This window comes from Paenibacillus illinoisensis NBRC 15959, from assembly GCF_004000925.1.
Taxonomy (GTDB): Bacteria; Bacillota; Bacilli; order Paenibacillales; family Paenibacillaceae; genus Paenibacillus; species Paenibacillus illinoisensis.
Genome location: NZ_BIME01000012.1, coordinates 134,153 through 150,863 on the forward strand (window position 1 = coordinate 134,153; position 16,711 = coordinate 150,863).

Here is a 16,711-nt window from a genome sequence, read left to right on the forward strand (position 1 = left end):
ATGGGTCAAGATGAAAGTTTATCTGATAAATACTTAAGCCTGTAAATATGCTCCAATCCAGTCCTATATACCTTACTTAGCTGCAATCGGATAGCAAAACCTTGAGAGATAATAAAAGTCAGCTTCAGACGTGGAGGTGAGGCTTTGAATGACCGTGAGGAAGACGAAAGACCACATATTACGCTGTCCATGATCGTACGCAATGAAGAACAGCGATATCTTAGACAGGCGCTGCAAACGCACCGGCCTTGGATTGATCGTGCGGTCATCATAGATGATGGGAGCACCGATAATACGGTTGCTCTATGTAAACAGCTGCTTGAAGGGATTCCCCTGGTCATGGTGGAAAATCGGGCGTCCCGGTTCGCCGATGAAGTGAGTCTGCGCAAGCAGCAATGGAAGGCAACGATAGCTACTGGACCCGAATGGATTCTGAATCTGGATGCCGATGAGATTTTGACGGCAGACTTTGGCATGCAGCGCAATCAGCTTCTGGGAAGTAGCGAGGATGCGATCTACTTCAGATTGTTTGATATGTGGAACGATACGCACTACCGGGAGGATCAATATTGGCAGGCACATGCATATTACCGTCCATTTCTTGTCCGTTATCGTCCCGGATTGACTTATGAGTGGAAGGAAACCCCGCAGCACTGCGGACGTTTCCCTCTTACGATCCAGCATTTTGCCTATGGATGTCATACGCCTCGTGTGAAGCATTACGGCTGGGCTCGCGAGGAGGATCGCATCCGCAAATTCGAGCGTTATCAGGCACTGGACCCGGAGGCAAGGTACGGCTGGAGAGAACAGTATGAATCCATTCTGGATACAGATCCAAGGCTGCTGCCCTGGATGGAATAAGAAAGGGGGCCTGTACTTGAATAAGGTAAAACCGAAGGAGAAGGTGCTGATTGCCAGTCCGGTTCGTCAAACCGCAGCAGTGCTCCGTGAATTTTTGGAATCTCTGACCTTCTTGGAGCGAACGACGGTGGAGACGGACTATTTGTTTATAGACGATAATGAAGAGGAGGCGTCTTCCAATATCCTTCGTGAATTTGCATCACAGCATGAAGGAACTGTATTTGAATCAGATAACGATGATGGAACTGCTCAGGGAAAAGGGACATACAGCAGGGATGAGGGAGGTCATTATTGGCGCGACGAACAGATTTGGCGGGTAGCCAGATTAAAAAACCGCATCTTGCAATACGCCCGCGAACAGCATTACGATGCTGTTTTCCTGATTGATTCCGATCTTGTGCTGCATCCCCGCACGCTGGAACAGCTTGTCTCCACGCAGAAGGATATTGTATCGAATATTTTCTGGACGCGCTGGCAGCCGGGTACAAGGGAAATGCCGCAGGTATGGCTGCAGGATGAGTATGCTTTGTACCGAAAAGGCGGGAAATCCGAAGCGAGTAAGGAAATTTTGGATGAGAACACGCAAACCGATGCCTTTCTAAACCAATTGCGAGTGCCAGGCTGTTACGAAGTTGGTGGGCTTGGTGCATGTACGCTCATTCGCAAGAATGCTCTGGTGGGTGGGGTTTCCTTCGACCAGATTCCGAATGTCTCGTTCTGGGGTGAGGATCGTCATTTTTGCATTCGAGCCCAAGCACTTGGTTTTCGTTTATACGTGGATACCCATCTTCCGGCCTATCATATCTATCGATTATCAGAACTTCCCGGTGCTGCTGCGTATAATCGCAGGGTCAGACGAGGAGAAGAGTCAATCAGTATAACGCTGTGTATGATTGTGAAAAATGAAGAGGCTTCCCTGGCCAGATGCCTGGATTCGGTGAAGGGCATTGCCGACGAGATCGTCATCGTGGACACCGGATCAACGGATCGCACACGTCAAATTGCGGCCAAATATACAGAACGAATCGTTGATTTTGAATGGATCGATGATTTTGCAGCTGCACGCAATTTTGCCTTCGATCAGGCAACCACGGAATATATACTTTGGCTGGATGCTGATGATGTGTTCGAACCAAATGACCAGGAGAAGCTTATTGGTTTGAAACACTCTCTTGATCCTTCGGTAGACAGCGTTACCATGGACTATAATCTGTCATTCACTCCAGATGGGAAGGTTGCCTACAGTTTGAGAAGGAATCGACTGGTGCGACGGGATCGGAATTTCCGCTGGATTGGTGCAGTGCATGAATATCTGGAAGTTGGAGGAAATTTGCTGCATAGCGATATTGCGGTGACCCATAAGAAAGACAAGGAGTACACTGACCGCAACCTGAGGATTTACCGCAAGCGTGAGGAAGCAGGAGAACATTTTACTCCCCGGGATCTCTATTACTTCGGTAATGAACTGAAAGACCATGGACAGCATGAAGATGCGATTACATACTACGGGAAGTTTTTGAATACGGGTCTTGGTTGGGTGGAAGATCAGATTGCCGCCTGCCAGAAAATTGCAGATTGCGAAGCGGCATTGGGGCGCTCAGAACAGGAAGTTTCAGCGCTTCTGAGGTCGTTTGCCTATGATTTGCCGAGAGCAGAGATCTGCTGCCGCCTGGGTGGTTATTTCGCGGACCGAGGAGATTATCGCAAGGCGGTATTCTGGTATGAACAGGCGACCCAAGCTGTTCGTCCTGCCGATCCGATGGTCGTGCTGAACGAAGCAGCCTGGACATGGATGCCCCACTTACAGCTATGCGTATGTTATGACCGGCTGGGCAATCGTGCCAAGGCGAAGAAGCACAATGATATTGCTCTGGCATATCATCCTACACATCCCAGCATGCTGTACAATGATCAATATTTCAAGGATCTGGAAAAGGAAAGTGTACTGGAAGAGGCTTGATTCCGGCAAAATCTCTCTTATGGTCATGGGGTGAATGGGTGTTATCCACCGACATTCGTCCATGTTGATAAGAGAGGTTTTTTTGGGTTGTGTATTTCATCAAGGATAAATTCGTTTTACAATATGAATTAACGGAAAAGCGGTGATAATAATACTGTCTTCGGCTGCCGAATCTATGAAGCAAGGGGAAGCTCGCATGAATTTGACCGAAGTACTACTGGAGTCGAGGCTGGTTGCCATTGTTCGCGGCATTAGCCGGGAAGCAGCAATAACAGCAGGAAAAGGCATGACAGATGGAGGAATCCGTCTGATGGAAGTAACACTTAATACACCTGGGGCGCACGAGATTATCGGAGACTGGCGGACCCGGCATGAAGGACAGGCTTATGTGGGAGCAGGAACGGTTCTTAATGTGCAGATGGCCAAGGAAGCCGTTGCTGCAGGTGCTCAATTTCTGGTATCGCCCAATGTCGATCTGTCCGTTATTGAATATGCTGTAGAACATGGGGTGGAAATTTGGCCAGGAGCCATGACACCAACCGAGATTGTAGCTGCCTATGAAGCAGGCGCACGTGTAGTGAAGTTATTTCCGATGGCGAGTCTGGGATTGCCGTATTTACGGGAGATCAAGGCGCCACTTAATCATATCCCGCTGCTTGCAACGGGCGGAGCTAATCTAAACAATATTACAGACTACTTTGCTGCTGGTGCAGCAGCTGTAGGACTTGGCAGTGCACTTTTGCCGAGAGAGGCACTGGATGCAGGGAATCATGAACAGATTGCAGCATGTACACATGCATTTGTGGAAGCAGCAAGAGTCAAAAAGTAAAAAACTCAATCTACAATATGTATATTTGGGTATATATAAAAGATGCAGCTGTTTAACAGGGCGTTAATGGTGTTGGCGTAGAATAGGTGTATGACAGAGGCCGGAGAGGAGAAATGCACAGTGAAAGCCAGAACGATGATTGGTGGAGTTATTGCTGTTGCTGCCGTAACGGCAGGTGGCTTATGGAAGGCAGCGGTGAAGAGTCAGACACCCAAAAAGATCCCCATCACGATTACTCCGCCCATGCCATTCGAAGATGTCACCTTCGAGAGTGGCGGAGGACGGGTTCATGGATGGTTTATTCCGGCTGGCGCCCATGTTCCCAAACCTTGGCCGTTAATCATTATCGCCCATGGCTGGGGTTCCAACCGATCACGTGTGCTCCGTTACGCACGTCCCATCTGGGAAGCCGGATATGCTCTCTTTATGTATGATGTTCGGAGTCATGGGGCCAGTGATCCGGTAAAAGCAGCGTCTGCCTATCTGTTCCGTGACGATCTGCTCTCTGCACTACGCTACACCACCTCTCGGCCGGAGATCGATCCGGGTGCCATCGGTGTGCTCGGCCATTCCCTTGGAGGTCTGGGAACGATCATGGCGGTAACGGAACATATTCCGGTGTCGGCAGTCATCACGGATTCGATGCCATCCCAGTTTGAAGTAATCGTCAGCTCGGAGCTGAAACGTCGGCGATTGCCGCTGTTCCCACTGGCGCAGTTGATTCCGCGAATCTGGTTCTGGAGGCTCGGTGAATCACTGAAAACGTACCGCCAGCGCGATCCGGTCCTGCTGCTGAATGAACGGCGTAAAGGCATGCAGCTGCCAATGCTTATGGTGCATTCCAAGGGAGATAATTTTATCCCGCCAAGTGAGCTGGAATACTTCATGTCCAAGGCTGATCCGCCTGTAGAGCATCTGTGGGTGAATAGCGGCGGACACAGCTGCTCAGAGGAAGACCCTGCCTTCTGGGAGACCGTCATTCCGTTCTTGAAAAAACATGTTCAGGTTCAGGCTCAACCGCACAATTCGGACATAACCTCTAATGAATCTTAATAACCGTTAGCCTGCATGACAATCGGGCTAACAGTGAAAACGCCAACCAGGTTGGCGTTTTTTGGTCTGTTCAAACCATTATGCAAAAATTCTCATTTGTAAAATTGTTGGGAAAATGACGATTAAAAAGGAAGCTTATGGTATCATAGAATAGACTGGCAATATTCATGCAGGGTTATTTCGCATGCATCCATGTATGAAATTGAAGGGAGAGGTCCAGATTTGAGTTTTCAGATTCGATTCAAAATGATGACAGCCAGAGCTGCTTCAGCAGCCATGGCGGCATTGCTTCTGGCATCGCAGACTCCAGGGTTTGCAGGCAGCGTGTCAGCAGCGCAAGCAGAGCAGGTAACAGAAGCTGCACCGGGGGAAAATGAACAACTAGACGTGACTAGCAATGACGTGCCTGAGGGGGCTAAAATCTCCTCCAAGCAAGCCAGTGAGAATATATTGAAACTGTTTCCGATGTTGAAAAAGGCGACCATCACCTCGTCGCAATTTGATCCGAACAACCAATTTCCTCCGCTGGAGTACAAAACATGGGATATCGGGTTTCAGATTACCGAGGGGAATCATTCCATGGGGTTCAGCGCATCTGTACATGCAGGGACAGGGGAAGTCCTGAGTGTACATTTGCCATCTGATTTATTGGATAAGCAGTTATCTGGGTCAGAAGCCAAACTGACCAAGGATGAAGTGGAAGAGCAGGCTGTGGCCTTTCTGTACAAGGCCATCCCTGGTTTGAAGGAAGGCGCATACGCATCATTGGGAGACCTGTACCAAACGGCGGGACAGCAATCGTTGTTTGGCAGAACCGAATATCAATTTGCATACCAACTGAAGCATGACGGTTTGTTATCTGATGCGGAGACGGTTTACATAAGTGTGGATCAAAGTGGCCTGGTAACAGGATATTCACGAATGACGACCGCGGCAGAATATCCTTCATCGAAACCAGCTATGTCTGCAGAGAAGGCAAGGGAGCAATTCGAAGACCAGTTCGATGTAGAACTCGCCTACATTTCGAAAAACCGCCTGTCTTCAAAGCAAGGTCAGGCGTATTATCTTGGATATACGCCGAAGGATTCCAGCATGGTTCCACTTGAGGCGAATACGTTGGAACGGTTCAACGCTATGACTGGAAAAGTCATTACCGAGGATACCGTACAGCAGGACAAACCGCTGAAAGGCAGTGTGGCTGCTTTTGTTCCAGCGAAAGGACAGAGACTGAATGCCCAGCAGGCGGAGAGCCTGGTGAAAAAGAGCTTTGGCATTCCGGAAGGATACAAGCTGGATTACAGCCAGTTAAATAAAGGTAGCTACTGGAGTCCAAACAATCAGGTTTGGAGTCTGAGCTGGAGCAACCGAAACGCGAATATGTCCTATATGTTCATGCGGGACATTTCAGCACAAGTGGATGCCACCACCGGGCAAATATACAGCTATAGCCTGTATCAGCGAATGAGTCCGGATGCCGCACAAGAGAAACCGGATGAGAAAAATGAAGGCAAGTCCGTAACCCGTACACAAGCCGAGAAACTTGCGATTAATTCGGTTATTGCACTTGTACCGGATGCGACGGAACAGTTCAAGCTGTCCAGCGTGCTTGAGGTAGAGGATGCCCGCACGTTCATTTTTCAGCGTTACTTGAATGGAATCGCGGTTAAGGATGATCAGGTACAGGTACAGGTCCTGAACGATGGGACGATTAGCGAATTTTACGCCAATCTTGCTGCAACGCCTGAGCAGCTGCCTGCAAGTAAGGAGCCGGCGATCAGCTACGAAGAGGCAAAAGCGGCCTACCTCGAAGAATTCAAGCTGGTTCTGGCATACTCCCGTTATGGTGGACATGGTACGAGCAGCGGCCAAGTCACTCCGTCGGGGATCAATCTTGCGTATATGCCTACACGGGATGATAAATCGATCTACGGCAGCTATGAAGTACTTGATGCCAATACAGGCGAATGGACGTCTTTGTACAACACTTCCAGCACGGCAGCTCAAGCTGCACCTAGTGATATTGCTGGTCATGTGGCTGAAGAGGCCATCCTTAATATGACCCAGCATAGCGTCCTGATTCCTGACGAGCAGGGACGTGTTTTCCCGGATCGGGTGATTACCCGAGGAGATTGGTTTAACTATCTCGCGAGAGCAGTTAATCCGAATCTGGACATCTATTACACTGTGAACGGGGATGACAAGCTGTATGCGGACATTACCCCAGATAGCCCTTACTATCAGGCAGTGCGTACATTAATTGACCAGCGCTGGCTCGCTGGCGCTGATCCAGAGGTCAGTCTGAATCCACAGGATGAGATGACTCGGGAAGAACTGGCTGTATTACTTGTCCGTATACTTCGTTACGAGAAGCTGGCTGGGTTCTACACCATGCCATCGGATCTGCCGAACCTTGTAGATGCGAATTCGATTACCAATAAAGGTGCTGTATCTCTTAGCATGAAGCTGGGATTGCTTCCTTCCATTGAAGGGCGTTTCATGCCGGCACGCAAAGTGACTGTAGCTGAAGCGTCACAGGTACTGGAGCGATTGGCCAAGCTGCAGGGCAAGACAGATTCATTTATGACAGGCAGTCGTCTGTATTAAGAGGTATTCTTGCATAACCCGCTCTGGTAAGTCATAGGCTGGATCTAGCGGGTATGTGTTATTTTGCTGAAGACAAGGGAGACCTTCTGCGGAAGGTCTCTTTTGATGCTTTTCGACAAAACTAGAAGCCTGACGTCAGATCCTTTTGTGATACAATGAGCATGAGAATGTTGCAAAGAGAGGTGGGATCCTTTCATGGGCAAAAACGGAAAACGAGTGATCACCATATTGCTGGCAGGCTGTCTGATTGCGGTGGCTTTACCTCGTGCGGTTGACCTTGATCAACTGTATGCTGCATCGGACACGTCCGATATTTCAACAACCAAGGATTTACGTCAGACGTTGCTTACAGCCATGTCACAGCGAACGGAGGAGCTTGTATTTACATACAAGGGCGATGTGAAAGGACTCAAAAAGCAGCTCCAGAGCTCCATTGATGAAGCAATGACCAGTGATCCCTATATCCAATATACCGTCAAAAGTTATGCTTTTAATTATAAAGGCTCCAACGTTTCGGCCGAGGTCCATGTGAATTTGTCCTACCGGGAGACCAAGGAACAGACCGATTACGTTAACCGCAAAGTGACCCATGTGTTAAAAGAGATTATCACACCTGGCATGACGAATCATGAAAAGGTGAAAGCGATCCATGACTGGATAGTTCTCCATCTTGCCTATGATACTTCTCTACAGAAATACACGGCCTATGATGGACTTGTCACGGGCAGCACCGTATGTCAGGGATATTCCCTGCTTGCTTACCGTATGCTGGAACAGGTAGGTATTGAGAACCGGATTGTGGAAGGTACGGCAGGTGATCAGCTGCATGCGTGGAATATCGTGAAGCTGGACGGCAAATGGTACCACATGGACACGACCTGGGATGATCCGACACCTGACCGCAAAGGAAAAGTTAGCCATAACTACTATTTGCTCAGCGACGACGAGATGGCACGTGACCATATCTGGACAGGAAAAGGCAAATATCCGACTGCACCAGCTCCCTACCGGGAGGCCCTGCAAACCTTGATACAAAGCGGCGGCAGCAAGGCAGCTGCGTATCAGAAGCTGTACCATACGCTGGAATATTCGCTCTATGACGAGAAAGATGCGGTTAGTGGACATTCCGCACTGGAAACCAAGGTGAAGAATGTGCTGAAGGAAGGTGGAACCACACTGACTTTCAGATACAAAGGTACCGAGACCAGTCTGGTTGAAGATTTGCAGAATTTGTATCAGCTCGGGATGAAATCGATATCGTATTATGTGTCCAAAATGGAAGATACAACTGATCTGCGTGTGAAGATCAATTGGACGTTATGAATCAAGGCGGATGTAATAACGCCTTAATGGTATACAAACAAATCCCCCTGCTTCTAAACCGTTGAGAACGGTCAGAAGCAGGGGGATTTTCTATACGTTTACTGCGCAGAGGAATCCGTAGGGGAGAAGTCACATTCCTGCAGCGGCACCACTTTGGTTTTCTTGATCCACTTGTAACCAAGCCATAGAATCAGGAACAGCGGTACACTCAGGTAAGCAACAAGCGCTCCGCTCCAGTCGATCTGGTCGCCCGTAAAGGCCTGATAGTTCTGACCGATAATGACGATGATACAGAGTACAAAAGCGAATATCGGTCCGAACGGGAACCAGCGTGCCCGATAAGGCAAGTCTTTCAAGTCCCTGCCCTGGGCAACATAAGCCCGGCGGAAGCGATAATGGCTGATTGCGATGCCTAGCCAGGTGATAAATCCGCACATGCCGGAGGCATTCAGCAGCCAGGTATACACAATACCATCACCGAACAGGGAAGCGAGAAACGCCAGCATACCGACAGCTGTAGTTACAAGCAGGGCATTCATTGGAATGCCTTTTTTGTTCAGTCGTGCAAGGAAACGCGGCGCCTTGCCATCACGGGCAAGAGCATAGAGTACCCGGCTTGAAGCATACATGCCAGAGTTGCCGGCAGACAGCACAGAGGTCAGAATGACCGCATTCATTACCGAAGCTGCAATGGCAAGCCCGGCTTTTTCAAATACTAGCGTAAATGGACTGACACCGATGTTGTTCAGATCACCTTTGAGCAGGTTCGGATGCGTATACGGGATGATCAAACTGATTACCGTGATGGCCAAAATATAGAAGATCAAAATCCGCCAGAATACCTGCCGAATGGCACGAGGCACATTCTCACGCGGATTTTCACTCTCACCCGCAGCTACACCAATGAGCTCGGTTCCCTGGAAAGAGAACCCTGCAGCCATGAACACACCAAGTACGGCGAAGAATCCGCCATGGATGGGCGCATCACCCACTGTAAAGTTGCTGAAACCAACTGCTTCTCCGCCCATAATACCGAAGATCATCAGCACACCCACGGTCAAAAAGATAATGACGGTAGCCACTTTGATGATGGCAAACCAATATTCCGATTCGCCATAACCTTTAACAGACAGCACATTCAGAGCAAAGATTAAAACGAGAAAGAGCAGGCTCCATAACATGGACGAGCTGTCAGGGAACCAATACTTGATGAGTACCGTAGCTGCAGCCAGTTCGGCCGCAATGGTGACGGCCCAGTTGTACCAGAAATTCCAGCCCATGGCGAAGCCAAGTGCGGGATCGACGAAACGAGCGGCATACGTATTAAATGAACCGGAGTCAGGCATAAATGTAGCCAGTTCTCCAAGGCTTGTCATCAGAAAGTAAACCATGATACCGACGGCGGCATATGCAATCAATGCACCACCCGGTCCGGCTGTGGAGATGGCGGTACCACTTGCGAGGAACAGCCCTGTACCGATGGAGCCACCGAGGGCAATCATCGTCATATGCCGTGCACGCAATCCTTTTTTCAGCGAACCGTTTCCTGCTGTTGTTTGCTTGTTGCGGTCTTGCAATGAAAACACTCCTTCACTCAGCGTACTGATGATATGGATCAATGGCACTATACACACAAAAGACCGCAGGCTTCAGCCTGCGGTCTTATTATCCATTGTCCGCACCTGTCCCAGATGTTATAAGATAGCTCAACACAGAAGAATTCATACCACCCATGCGGGCTGGTGTGTATCTCTGTGACAGTTCTGTACCTTTCGGCAGCAGCCCCAACCATACTGGACAAATGTAAGGAACCGTCCAGCAGGCTTCGGCGGGTGCACCTTTCGGCTGATCTCATGAGCGGCTCCTTAGCGCCTCCTTCAGCTTACTGATCGCACCCGCGACCTCTACCTCATCATCGTGGATGAGGTGTATCTATTGTCTATGAAATTATTGAATAGCAGAACGTTACATGCCATGTTCTGTTGCTCAAACAGACATTCAGTATACCTTTCCTTGTTTCATCATGCAATAACAAAAGTTGGATGTTCTTTTAACAAGGACTATTCCGTCTTTTTGTTGCGTCCGGCCATTTGCTGCCATACGGTACCTGCAGCCTGTTCACCGGATTCAATTCGCTCCAGTGCCATCTTGGCCTGCAGGCTAACCTCAAATTCGGGATCGTCCGCTGCCTTCCGCAGAGCTTGTTCTGCTTCTTCGGTTCCCACTTCATATAAGAAACGGGCCGCCCGCCAGCGCACCAGTTTGCTGCTGTCGGTGAGCGTAGCTGTCATCGCAGCGGTTGCAGCCGGGTCGCCGATATCGGACAAGGTGTCTCCAGCGGTACGACGTACGGCAGGGGAGCTGTCTTTGAGTGCTTCATACAGCAATTCCATGGCTTCCGGCGTTTTGATGTCCCCAAGATAGACTACTGCCAACCGGCGGATCTGCATTTTACTGTCATGCAGGGCGCGGGCAATAAGCGGCAATCTCTCTTCTGTAGGTTCCATACCGTCAAAAGCTGCATAGCGTACATTCCAATCCTCACTGCTCAGTGCTTCTTCCAGCTCGGCACCTTCGAGCTTGCGGCGGCGTTCCACAAACTCTTCTGTATTGGTTCCGTGCGCAATGGCCTGTTCAATGACCTGCTTCAGACGCTCCGGAGGATAGGCTGCCTCCAGCTCCTGCTCAACCTCACGGGCAATATCCGGCAATTCACCGTACCGTACGCCGTAATCACTTAATTTACGTTCTTTGATCAGCGTTGCACTGGCCACTTCGGTAACGGCCTTAACGAATCGATCGGAGAGAGAAATTCGTTCTTCTTTTGCACCGGCCTTAACCCGAATCTGCATCGGAACACCGCGGAAAAACTGTACAAATACTTGTGCTTCGCCAAAGTGCTCACCTGATGCATCCTCGGATTCAATCCAGTCGAGGTCAATGCCTTGTTGGCCCAGACGGTTCTGGACTTCCCCCAGAATGACGGACCAGTCGGCATTCCCCTTGCGATCCAGCGCAACGAAGTCCGTGGTATGAAATACACTTTTAACGCCAGGAATATGGAGCATTTGGCGGATAAACGCTGGAGCAGAACGTTCATTATCCAGCGTGTAGGTTCTGCGGATCCCGTCTTCGAGACGCTCATCAAGGTGAAGCATCATCGTATTGGGACTGGGTGTTGGTTCAATGGAAACAATATTCATCGGTTCATAACCTCCTGTACCGGATTCATCATTTAAGTTCCCGTGATAGCAACGGGTATATCCCTATTTTACATGAATGGAGGCAAACTGCGAAATGGATGACAAACCTTACATAGTTGTGTGAGAAGTACTAAGATAGTTAACACTTCTTTCATGTTCACTCACAAACATTTTTAAATGAAGATCGGCACAATAAGTAGAATGAAACAACTGGAGGTTACAACTATGGAACGTATAACAGTACTTTCGGACGGAAGCCGCGGTATTGCTTATGAGCATATTATCGAATTGTTTAACGAGTGGATGGAGGAAGAGCAGGAAGAATGCATCCGAGGCGAGGAACAAAACCAGAAGATGGTTTCAAGGTCTACTTGGGGCCGATCCCGTTATTGCATTGTCGATTACATGGATGCAAGCCAGGCCATATCGGCATCCAATGCCATTCGTGCCTTTTTGCCACAGCTGCCACTGCTGGTCATTACCGATTTCCAATCGTTGATTCGCAGACAGCATGTGCAGCAGATTACCGGTAATGGCCTCATTAAGATGATGCTGTGGAATCCGAGCGAGCCACATCAGCTTTATTTGGACATTCAGAAATGGTTGTACTCCACACTGCAGGATCAAGAAAAAGCCATGCCCTCTGCCATGTCGATACAGAAATACACACGGAGAGGGCATAGCCACTAGTTAAGGAATATTGTATTAAGTCACATACTTATAACCTGTTCCCCAAACGGTCTTGATATAGCGTGGATTTTTGGGGTCGGGTTCGATTTTCTTACGCAAGCTGGAGATATGTACATCAATGGTACGGTCCAGGTAGGCTCGTTCCGATCCTTTAATTCGGTCCATAAGCTCATTACGGGTAAATACTTTACCCGGATATTTGTACAATTCTTTCATGATCTCAAATTCAATATGAGTGACTTCGATTTCTACTCCGTTGACGAACAGTGTCCGTCTATATTCATTCACAGTTACATGTCCCGTATGTTCTGATGGTTTATCCTCTTTTGCTGGTTTATCAGGATACGAAATGGCGGATCTGCGCAGCAGTGCCTTGATCCTTGCGTCCAGCTCCTTCAGACTAAAAGGCTTACAAAGAAAATCATCAGCACCGTTATGTAATGCTCGGAGCCGGTCATTCAGCATTGTACTTGCTGAAATCATGAGAATCGGTACAGTGGAATGCTGGCGAAACGCATCTACCAGATCATTTCCATCCATTTCCGGCAGCATCAGATCAGTCACAACAATATCCGGCCCGAACTGCGGGAAAAGTTGAAGTGCCTCACGGGCATGATGAACCCGTTCTGTTATGTATCCTTCCTCCTCAAGAAAGAAAGCAATCATGTCAGCCAGATTTTTCTCATCTTCTATAAGAAGTACTTTGATAGACATAGAGGTCACACTCCTGATGAAAAGAATTTGTTAAGAAATTACTAAAAAAAAGCTGAGTTTAGTGTAGAAATACCACAAATTTTTTAATGTTTATATTCCAATATATAGGATGTATATGTAGGGGAGTACAAACTTGAGAAGAGCTTCAGTATTTTACCATAGCTGTGGCTATTTTGCCGACAAATCAAATTTTTCCAATAGAAAAACCTTTTAATATATACAGTATAATGTATCAGGGGGATTTGAGGAAAGAAAAGTAGATAGAACCGCTCTCGTTTATAGGAGGTACCAACGTTGTTGTTGAATACGGATATAGAACTAGGCCAAGAGGATTGTAGTCCATGCTTCGAATAATGGCCGCAAAAATGCTGGTATGGATTGTAGAGAAATTGCGAATCGCTTGGATAGGTACTGTGATTCTCATCGTGCTTGGAGCCTTGGGAAGCATATACCCACTTACGTTGTTTTATGGCGTCCAGTTAATGTTCGGCAGTGCAGCAGTCCTTGTTGCCCTACGCTTACATGGCGGAATGTATGGTTTTATCACCTTTGCTGCAATTAGTGGAATACATCTGCTTTATAATGGGCCAACTTCACATTGTCTCTACATGGTCTTTGGTCATTTTATTGAATTGCTCTGGATGCTGGGCTGGCAGATGCGTTGGAAGAACGGAAGCATTATGAAGGCGAATGCCGTGTTTTGGGTTGTGATGTTATTACCTGTCTTGGGGTATGGGCATTATATCCTGAACATGAATCTGGATGAAGTAAAGTATGCATACATGCATATTGCCGTGGTCAGTATGGTTAACGCGCTAATTGCCGGAATCATAATAGACTTCTGGATCACCAACGGCGAGCATCCATCGAAAAGGACAGGCACCATCCCGCTTAGCCGAATTGCTTTTAAATATGTGGTCGTGTTTGTTGTTGTGGTCTCCCTATTTCTTTTATCAGCTGATAGCCGCAGACAGTTAAGTCAAATTCATGAAACGATTATATTAAATATGAAACACGCAGCCAATGCAGTGACGCAGGATCTGGATGAACGATTCTTGACGGTTCAAAATATGCAGCGGGGCATGGAGCGTTATCATCATCTATTGGATGTAAACGTCATTATTCTGGATAAGAATGATCGCGTGATTGCATCCGGGCTGGATACCGTAATCGTTGGCGAATATTTAAATACAAGCAATTATCGTTATCTGAAAGAGGGGGAGTCCTCCATTATCTTCCGTTCAGGAGACGCTTATTACAGCGATGCGCTCACCTACTGGAAGCATGCTTCATTTATCTATAAAGCAGATGTTGAGTCAGATACTTCGTACCGTGTGTATGTGGAGACAAGTTCAGCCAATTATTATTCACGGATTGAAAGGATCTATCTGACTACCCTGCAGAGTCTGTTTCTCATTTTTGTAACCTCGATGGTTGTGGCTGCCCCATTAAGCCGAAAGGTGGTGAGTCCTCTGATCAGGCTTACTCGGATGACTGGCTTACTCCCAAGATTATTATTTCGTAAAGGCAAAATGGATTGGCCAACAAGCCATGTCATGGAAGTTCAAATTTTGATTGGCAATCTGCGCAAAATGGCAGATGTTCTGCTTGAACAATTCGAACAGATCCGCCAGGATAAATTAACACTGGAGGACAGGGTTCGTGCACGGACCAAGGAACTGAAAAATAGTGAGGAAATCAAACGCGCTATTATCGATTCATCCATTGATGCCATTATTGCTGTGGATTCCAACGGACTGATCATTGAGTTCAATCCCGAAGCCGAAAGAATGTTTGGGCTAAAACGGGAAGAGGTCGTTCTTGAGACCGATGCTCCGTCCCTTTTTCAGGGGGCGAGTTGCGTGGAAATCAAAGGAATGCTGGAGCGATACGAATATATCCGGGGCAAGCGGCATGCCAATGTCGAGGAGATATCAGGCATTCGCAGAGATGGTTCGGTTTTCCCGATAGAATACAAAATTGTGGAGATTCAGCTCGGCAACAATGAGAAGCTATATAACTTGTTTATCAAAGATATTACGGATAAAACACGAGCAGAAGAAGAACGTGTGCGTCATGCACTCGCGCTCGAGAAACTGAATGCAGAATTGTTTAATGAAAAAATTGCAATTCAGGAACAGCGCGATATCAGTGAACACTTTATTGAATCCGTTCGGGAAGGGCTGGTCATGTCCGATCGCTCTGGCATGATTACCATCGTTAACCGAAGGGTCGAGGAAATGTTCGGCCTTGGTAACTTCCTGGGCAGATCCATTGAAGAATTTGCTCAAGCCATGGATAAGGTTGTCCTGACGGATGACTTCAATCTGGTGGAGCAAACGAAGGCTTTTTTGCACGGGGAACGTGCTTTTGTGGAGACCGAATTCAGTTTTAATAACAAGGAAAAAAGCGTATTTTCCCTCTATATTAAACAAGTGGATGTGCCTGGCAAAAACCATGGGTTCCTGCTTGTGTTCCGCGACCGTACGGAAGAAGAACGCCTGAATCGAATGAAAAACGAGTTGATAAGCGTGGTATCCCATGAGCTGAGGACCCCAGTCGCAACCATCATGGGTTATGTAGAATTAATGATGATGTATGATTTACCTGCTTCACAGCGACAGGAGTTTATGGAAACGATCTCGTCGGAGGGCAGCCGGCTTAGCAGCCTGCTTGAGGATGTACTGGACATCCAGCGTCTGGACAACGACAGTATGACTTATCATATGACCTATGTACCGCTGCTGGAATTAGTGGAGGGTGTTGCCGAGCAATGGAATATCAAATCCATCCAGCGTATCTATGTGCATGCCTTTAACGGCGATTTCTTTGCTTATGCAGACCAGAATCGGATGACCCAGGTGCTTCACAATCTGATTGGCAATGCAGTGAAATACTCGCCAGGAACCGAACGGATTGACATTACCATGTGGGAAGAAAATGAGTGGATATGCATTGATGTACGCGACTACGGAATCGGTATTCCGGAGAATGTGCAGGACCAGCTGTTTACGAAGTTTTATCGTGTGGATAACTCAGACCACCGGCAGATCGGTGGAACCGGACTCGGACTGTATATCTCACGCAAAATTGTCGAAGATCATCATGGAACGATTACGTTTATATCCGCAATTGGCAAAGGAAGTACCTTCAAAGTACGTTTGCCCAAGCAGGAGGATCTCCTCTAGGCAGGGGAGTTGTTCAGAGATGCCATGTTGCTGACGGGATACACATCACTAAGTCTTTATTTTTCAGTGAACTCTACACTGAAAGGTAAAGGCTTTTTTTGTTTTTCAAATTTTCAGGATAAAAAACCATGAACTTTTGCAAACTGTCTATAGCGCCATAATTTGCATCGGATCAAAAGGAGGATGGCAGGTATATGTTTCGCAAGCAGGAGAAAACACTCATTATTGTCTGCCTGGTCGCAGCAGTGGTCGTACTGTATGCCGTTGTGAAAAGTATCATGCGTAT

11 protein-coding genes, 1 pseudogene and 1 riboswitch are annotated in these 16,711 nt (G+C 47.8%); of the genes and pseudogenes, 9 read left to right on the plus strand and 3 right to left on the minus strand.

Going from position 1 to position 16,711, the window contains the following annotated elements; genetic code table 11:
* Positions 1–144: 144 nt before the first annotated feature.
* The 7 genes and pseudogenes from PIL01S_RS24295 to PIL01S_RS24320 all read left to right on the plus strand — a co-directional run bounded on the left by PIL01S_RS24295 (position 145) and on the right by PIL01S_RS24320 (position 8,630).
* On the plus strand, positions 145–861 hold the full coding sequence (locus PIL01S_RS24295; protein WP_246058543.1) for a glycosyltransferase family 2 protein: 717 nt from the start codon (positions 145–147) through the stop codon (positions 859–861).
* Positions 812–1,327 (plus strand): annotated as a pseudogene (locus PIL01S_RS30145) (glycosyltransferase); the annotation flags it as partial. The gene PIL01S_RS24295 and the pseudogene PIL01S_RS30145, both read left to right, overlap by 50 nt.
* Before the next feature lie 423 nt (positions 1,328–1,750).
* Positions 1,751–2,821 carry a glycosyltransferase family 2 protein gene (locus PIL01S_RS30150; RefSeq protein WP_307721007.1) on the plus strand — a complete coding sequence of 357 codons (1,071 nt, stop codon included), beginning with the start codon at positions 1,751–1,753 and terminating at the stop codon, positions 2,819–2,821.
* Between the two features lie 196 nt (positions 2,822–3,017).
* Positions 3,018–3,650 carry a bifunctional 4-hydroxy-2-oxoglutarate aldolase/2-dehydro-3-deoxy-phosphogluconate aldolase gene (locus PIL01S_RS24305; protein ID WP_127539840.1) on the plus strand — a complete coding sequence of 211 codons (633 nt, stop codon included), beginning with the start codon at positions 3,018–3,020 and terminating at the stop codon, positions 3,648–3,650.
* 120 nt (positions 3,651–3,770) lie between these two features.
* Positions 3,771–4,703 (plus strand): alpha/beta hydrolase, encoded by a 933-nt coding sequence (locus PIL01S_RS24310; protein WP_246058545.1) that lies wholly within the window; start codon positions 3,771–3,773, stop codon positions 4,701–4,703.
* A 222-nt stretch (positions 4,704–4,925) separates the two neighbouring features.
* Entirely contained in the window at positions 4,926–7,307 is a 2,382-nt protein-coding gene (locus PIL01S_RS24315; protein ID WP_164764335.1) for a YcdB/YcdC domain-containing protein, read from the plus strand.
* A 195-nt stretch (positions 7,308–7,502) separates the two neighbouring features.
* On the plus strand, positions 7,503–8,630 hold the full coding sequence (locus PIL01S_RS24320) for a transglutaminase domain-containing protein (RefSeq protein ID WP_127539844.1): 1,128 nt from the start codon (positions 7,503–7,505) through the stop codon (positions 8,628–8,630).
* Between the two features lie 98 nt (positions 8,631–8,728).
* Here PIL01S_RS24320 and PIL01S_RS24325 read toward each other — a convergent pair whose 3' ends face one another.
* Entirely contained in the window at positions 8,729–10,207 is a 1,479-nt protein-coding gene (locus PIL01S_RS24325; protein WP_095292413.1) for an amino acid permease, read from the minus strand.
* Between the two features lie 117 nt (positions 10,208–10,324).
* Positions 10,325–10,545: riboswitch (Lysine riboswitch) on the minus strand.
* A 145-nt stretch (positions 10,546–10,690) separates the two neighbouring features.
* A complete protein-coding gene (locus PIL01S_RS24330) occupies positions 10,691–11,833 on the minus strand; it encodes a virulence factor (protein ID WP_127539846.1) in 1,143 nt (380 codons plus the stop codon).
* A 225-nt stretch (positions 11,834–12,058) separates the two neighbouring features.
* On the opposite strand from PIL01S_RS24330, the gene PIL01S_RS24335 reads away from it, so the two are divergent.
* A complete protein-coding gene (locus PIL01S_RS24335; RefSeq protein ID WP_127539848.1) occupies positions 12,059–12,523 on the plus strand; it encodes a hypothetical protein in 465 nt (154 codons plus the stop codon).
* A 15-nt stretch (positions 12,524–12,538) separates the two neighbouring features.
* Here the strand turns inward: PIL01S_RS24335 and PIL01S_RS24340 are convergent, their stop codons facing one another.
* The gene (locus PIL01S_RS24340; RefSeq protein ID WP_127539850.1) at positions 12,539–13,237 is read right to left on the minus strand and encodes a response regulator transcription factor; all 699 of its coding nucleotides are present in this window, start codon (positions 13,235–13,237) and stop codon (positions 12,539–12,541) included.
* A 341-nt stretch (positions 13,238–13,578) separates the two neighbouring features.
* Here PIL01S_RS24340 and PIL01S_RS24345 point away from each other — a divergent pair, with 341 nt between their 5' ends.
* Entirely contained in the window at positions 13,579–16,425 is a 2,847-nt protein-coding gene (locus tag PIL01S_RS24345; protein WP_127539852.1) for an ATP-binding protein, read from the plus strand.
* The last annotated feature ends 286 nt before the right edge of the window (positions 16,426–16,711 follow it).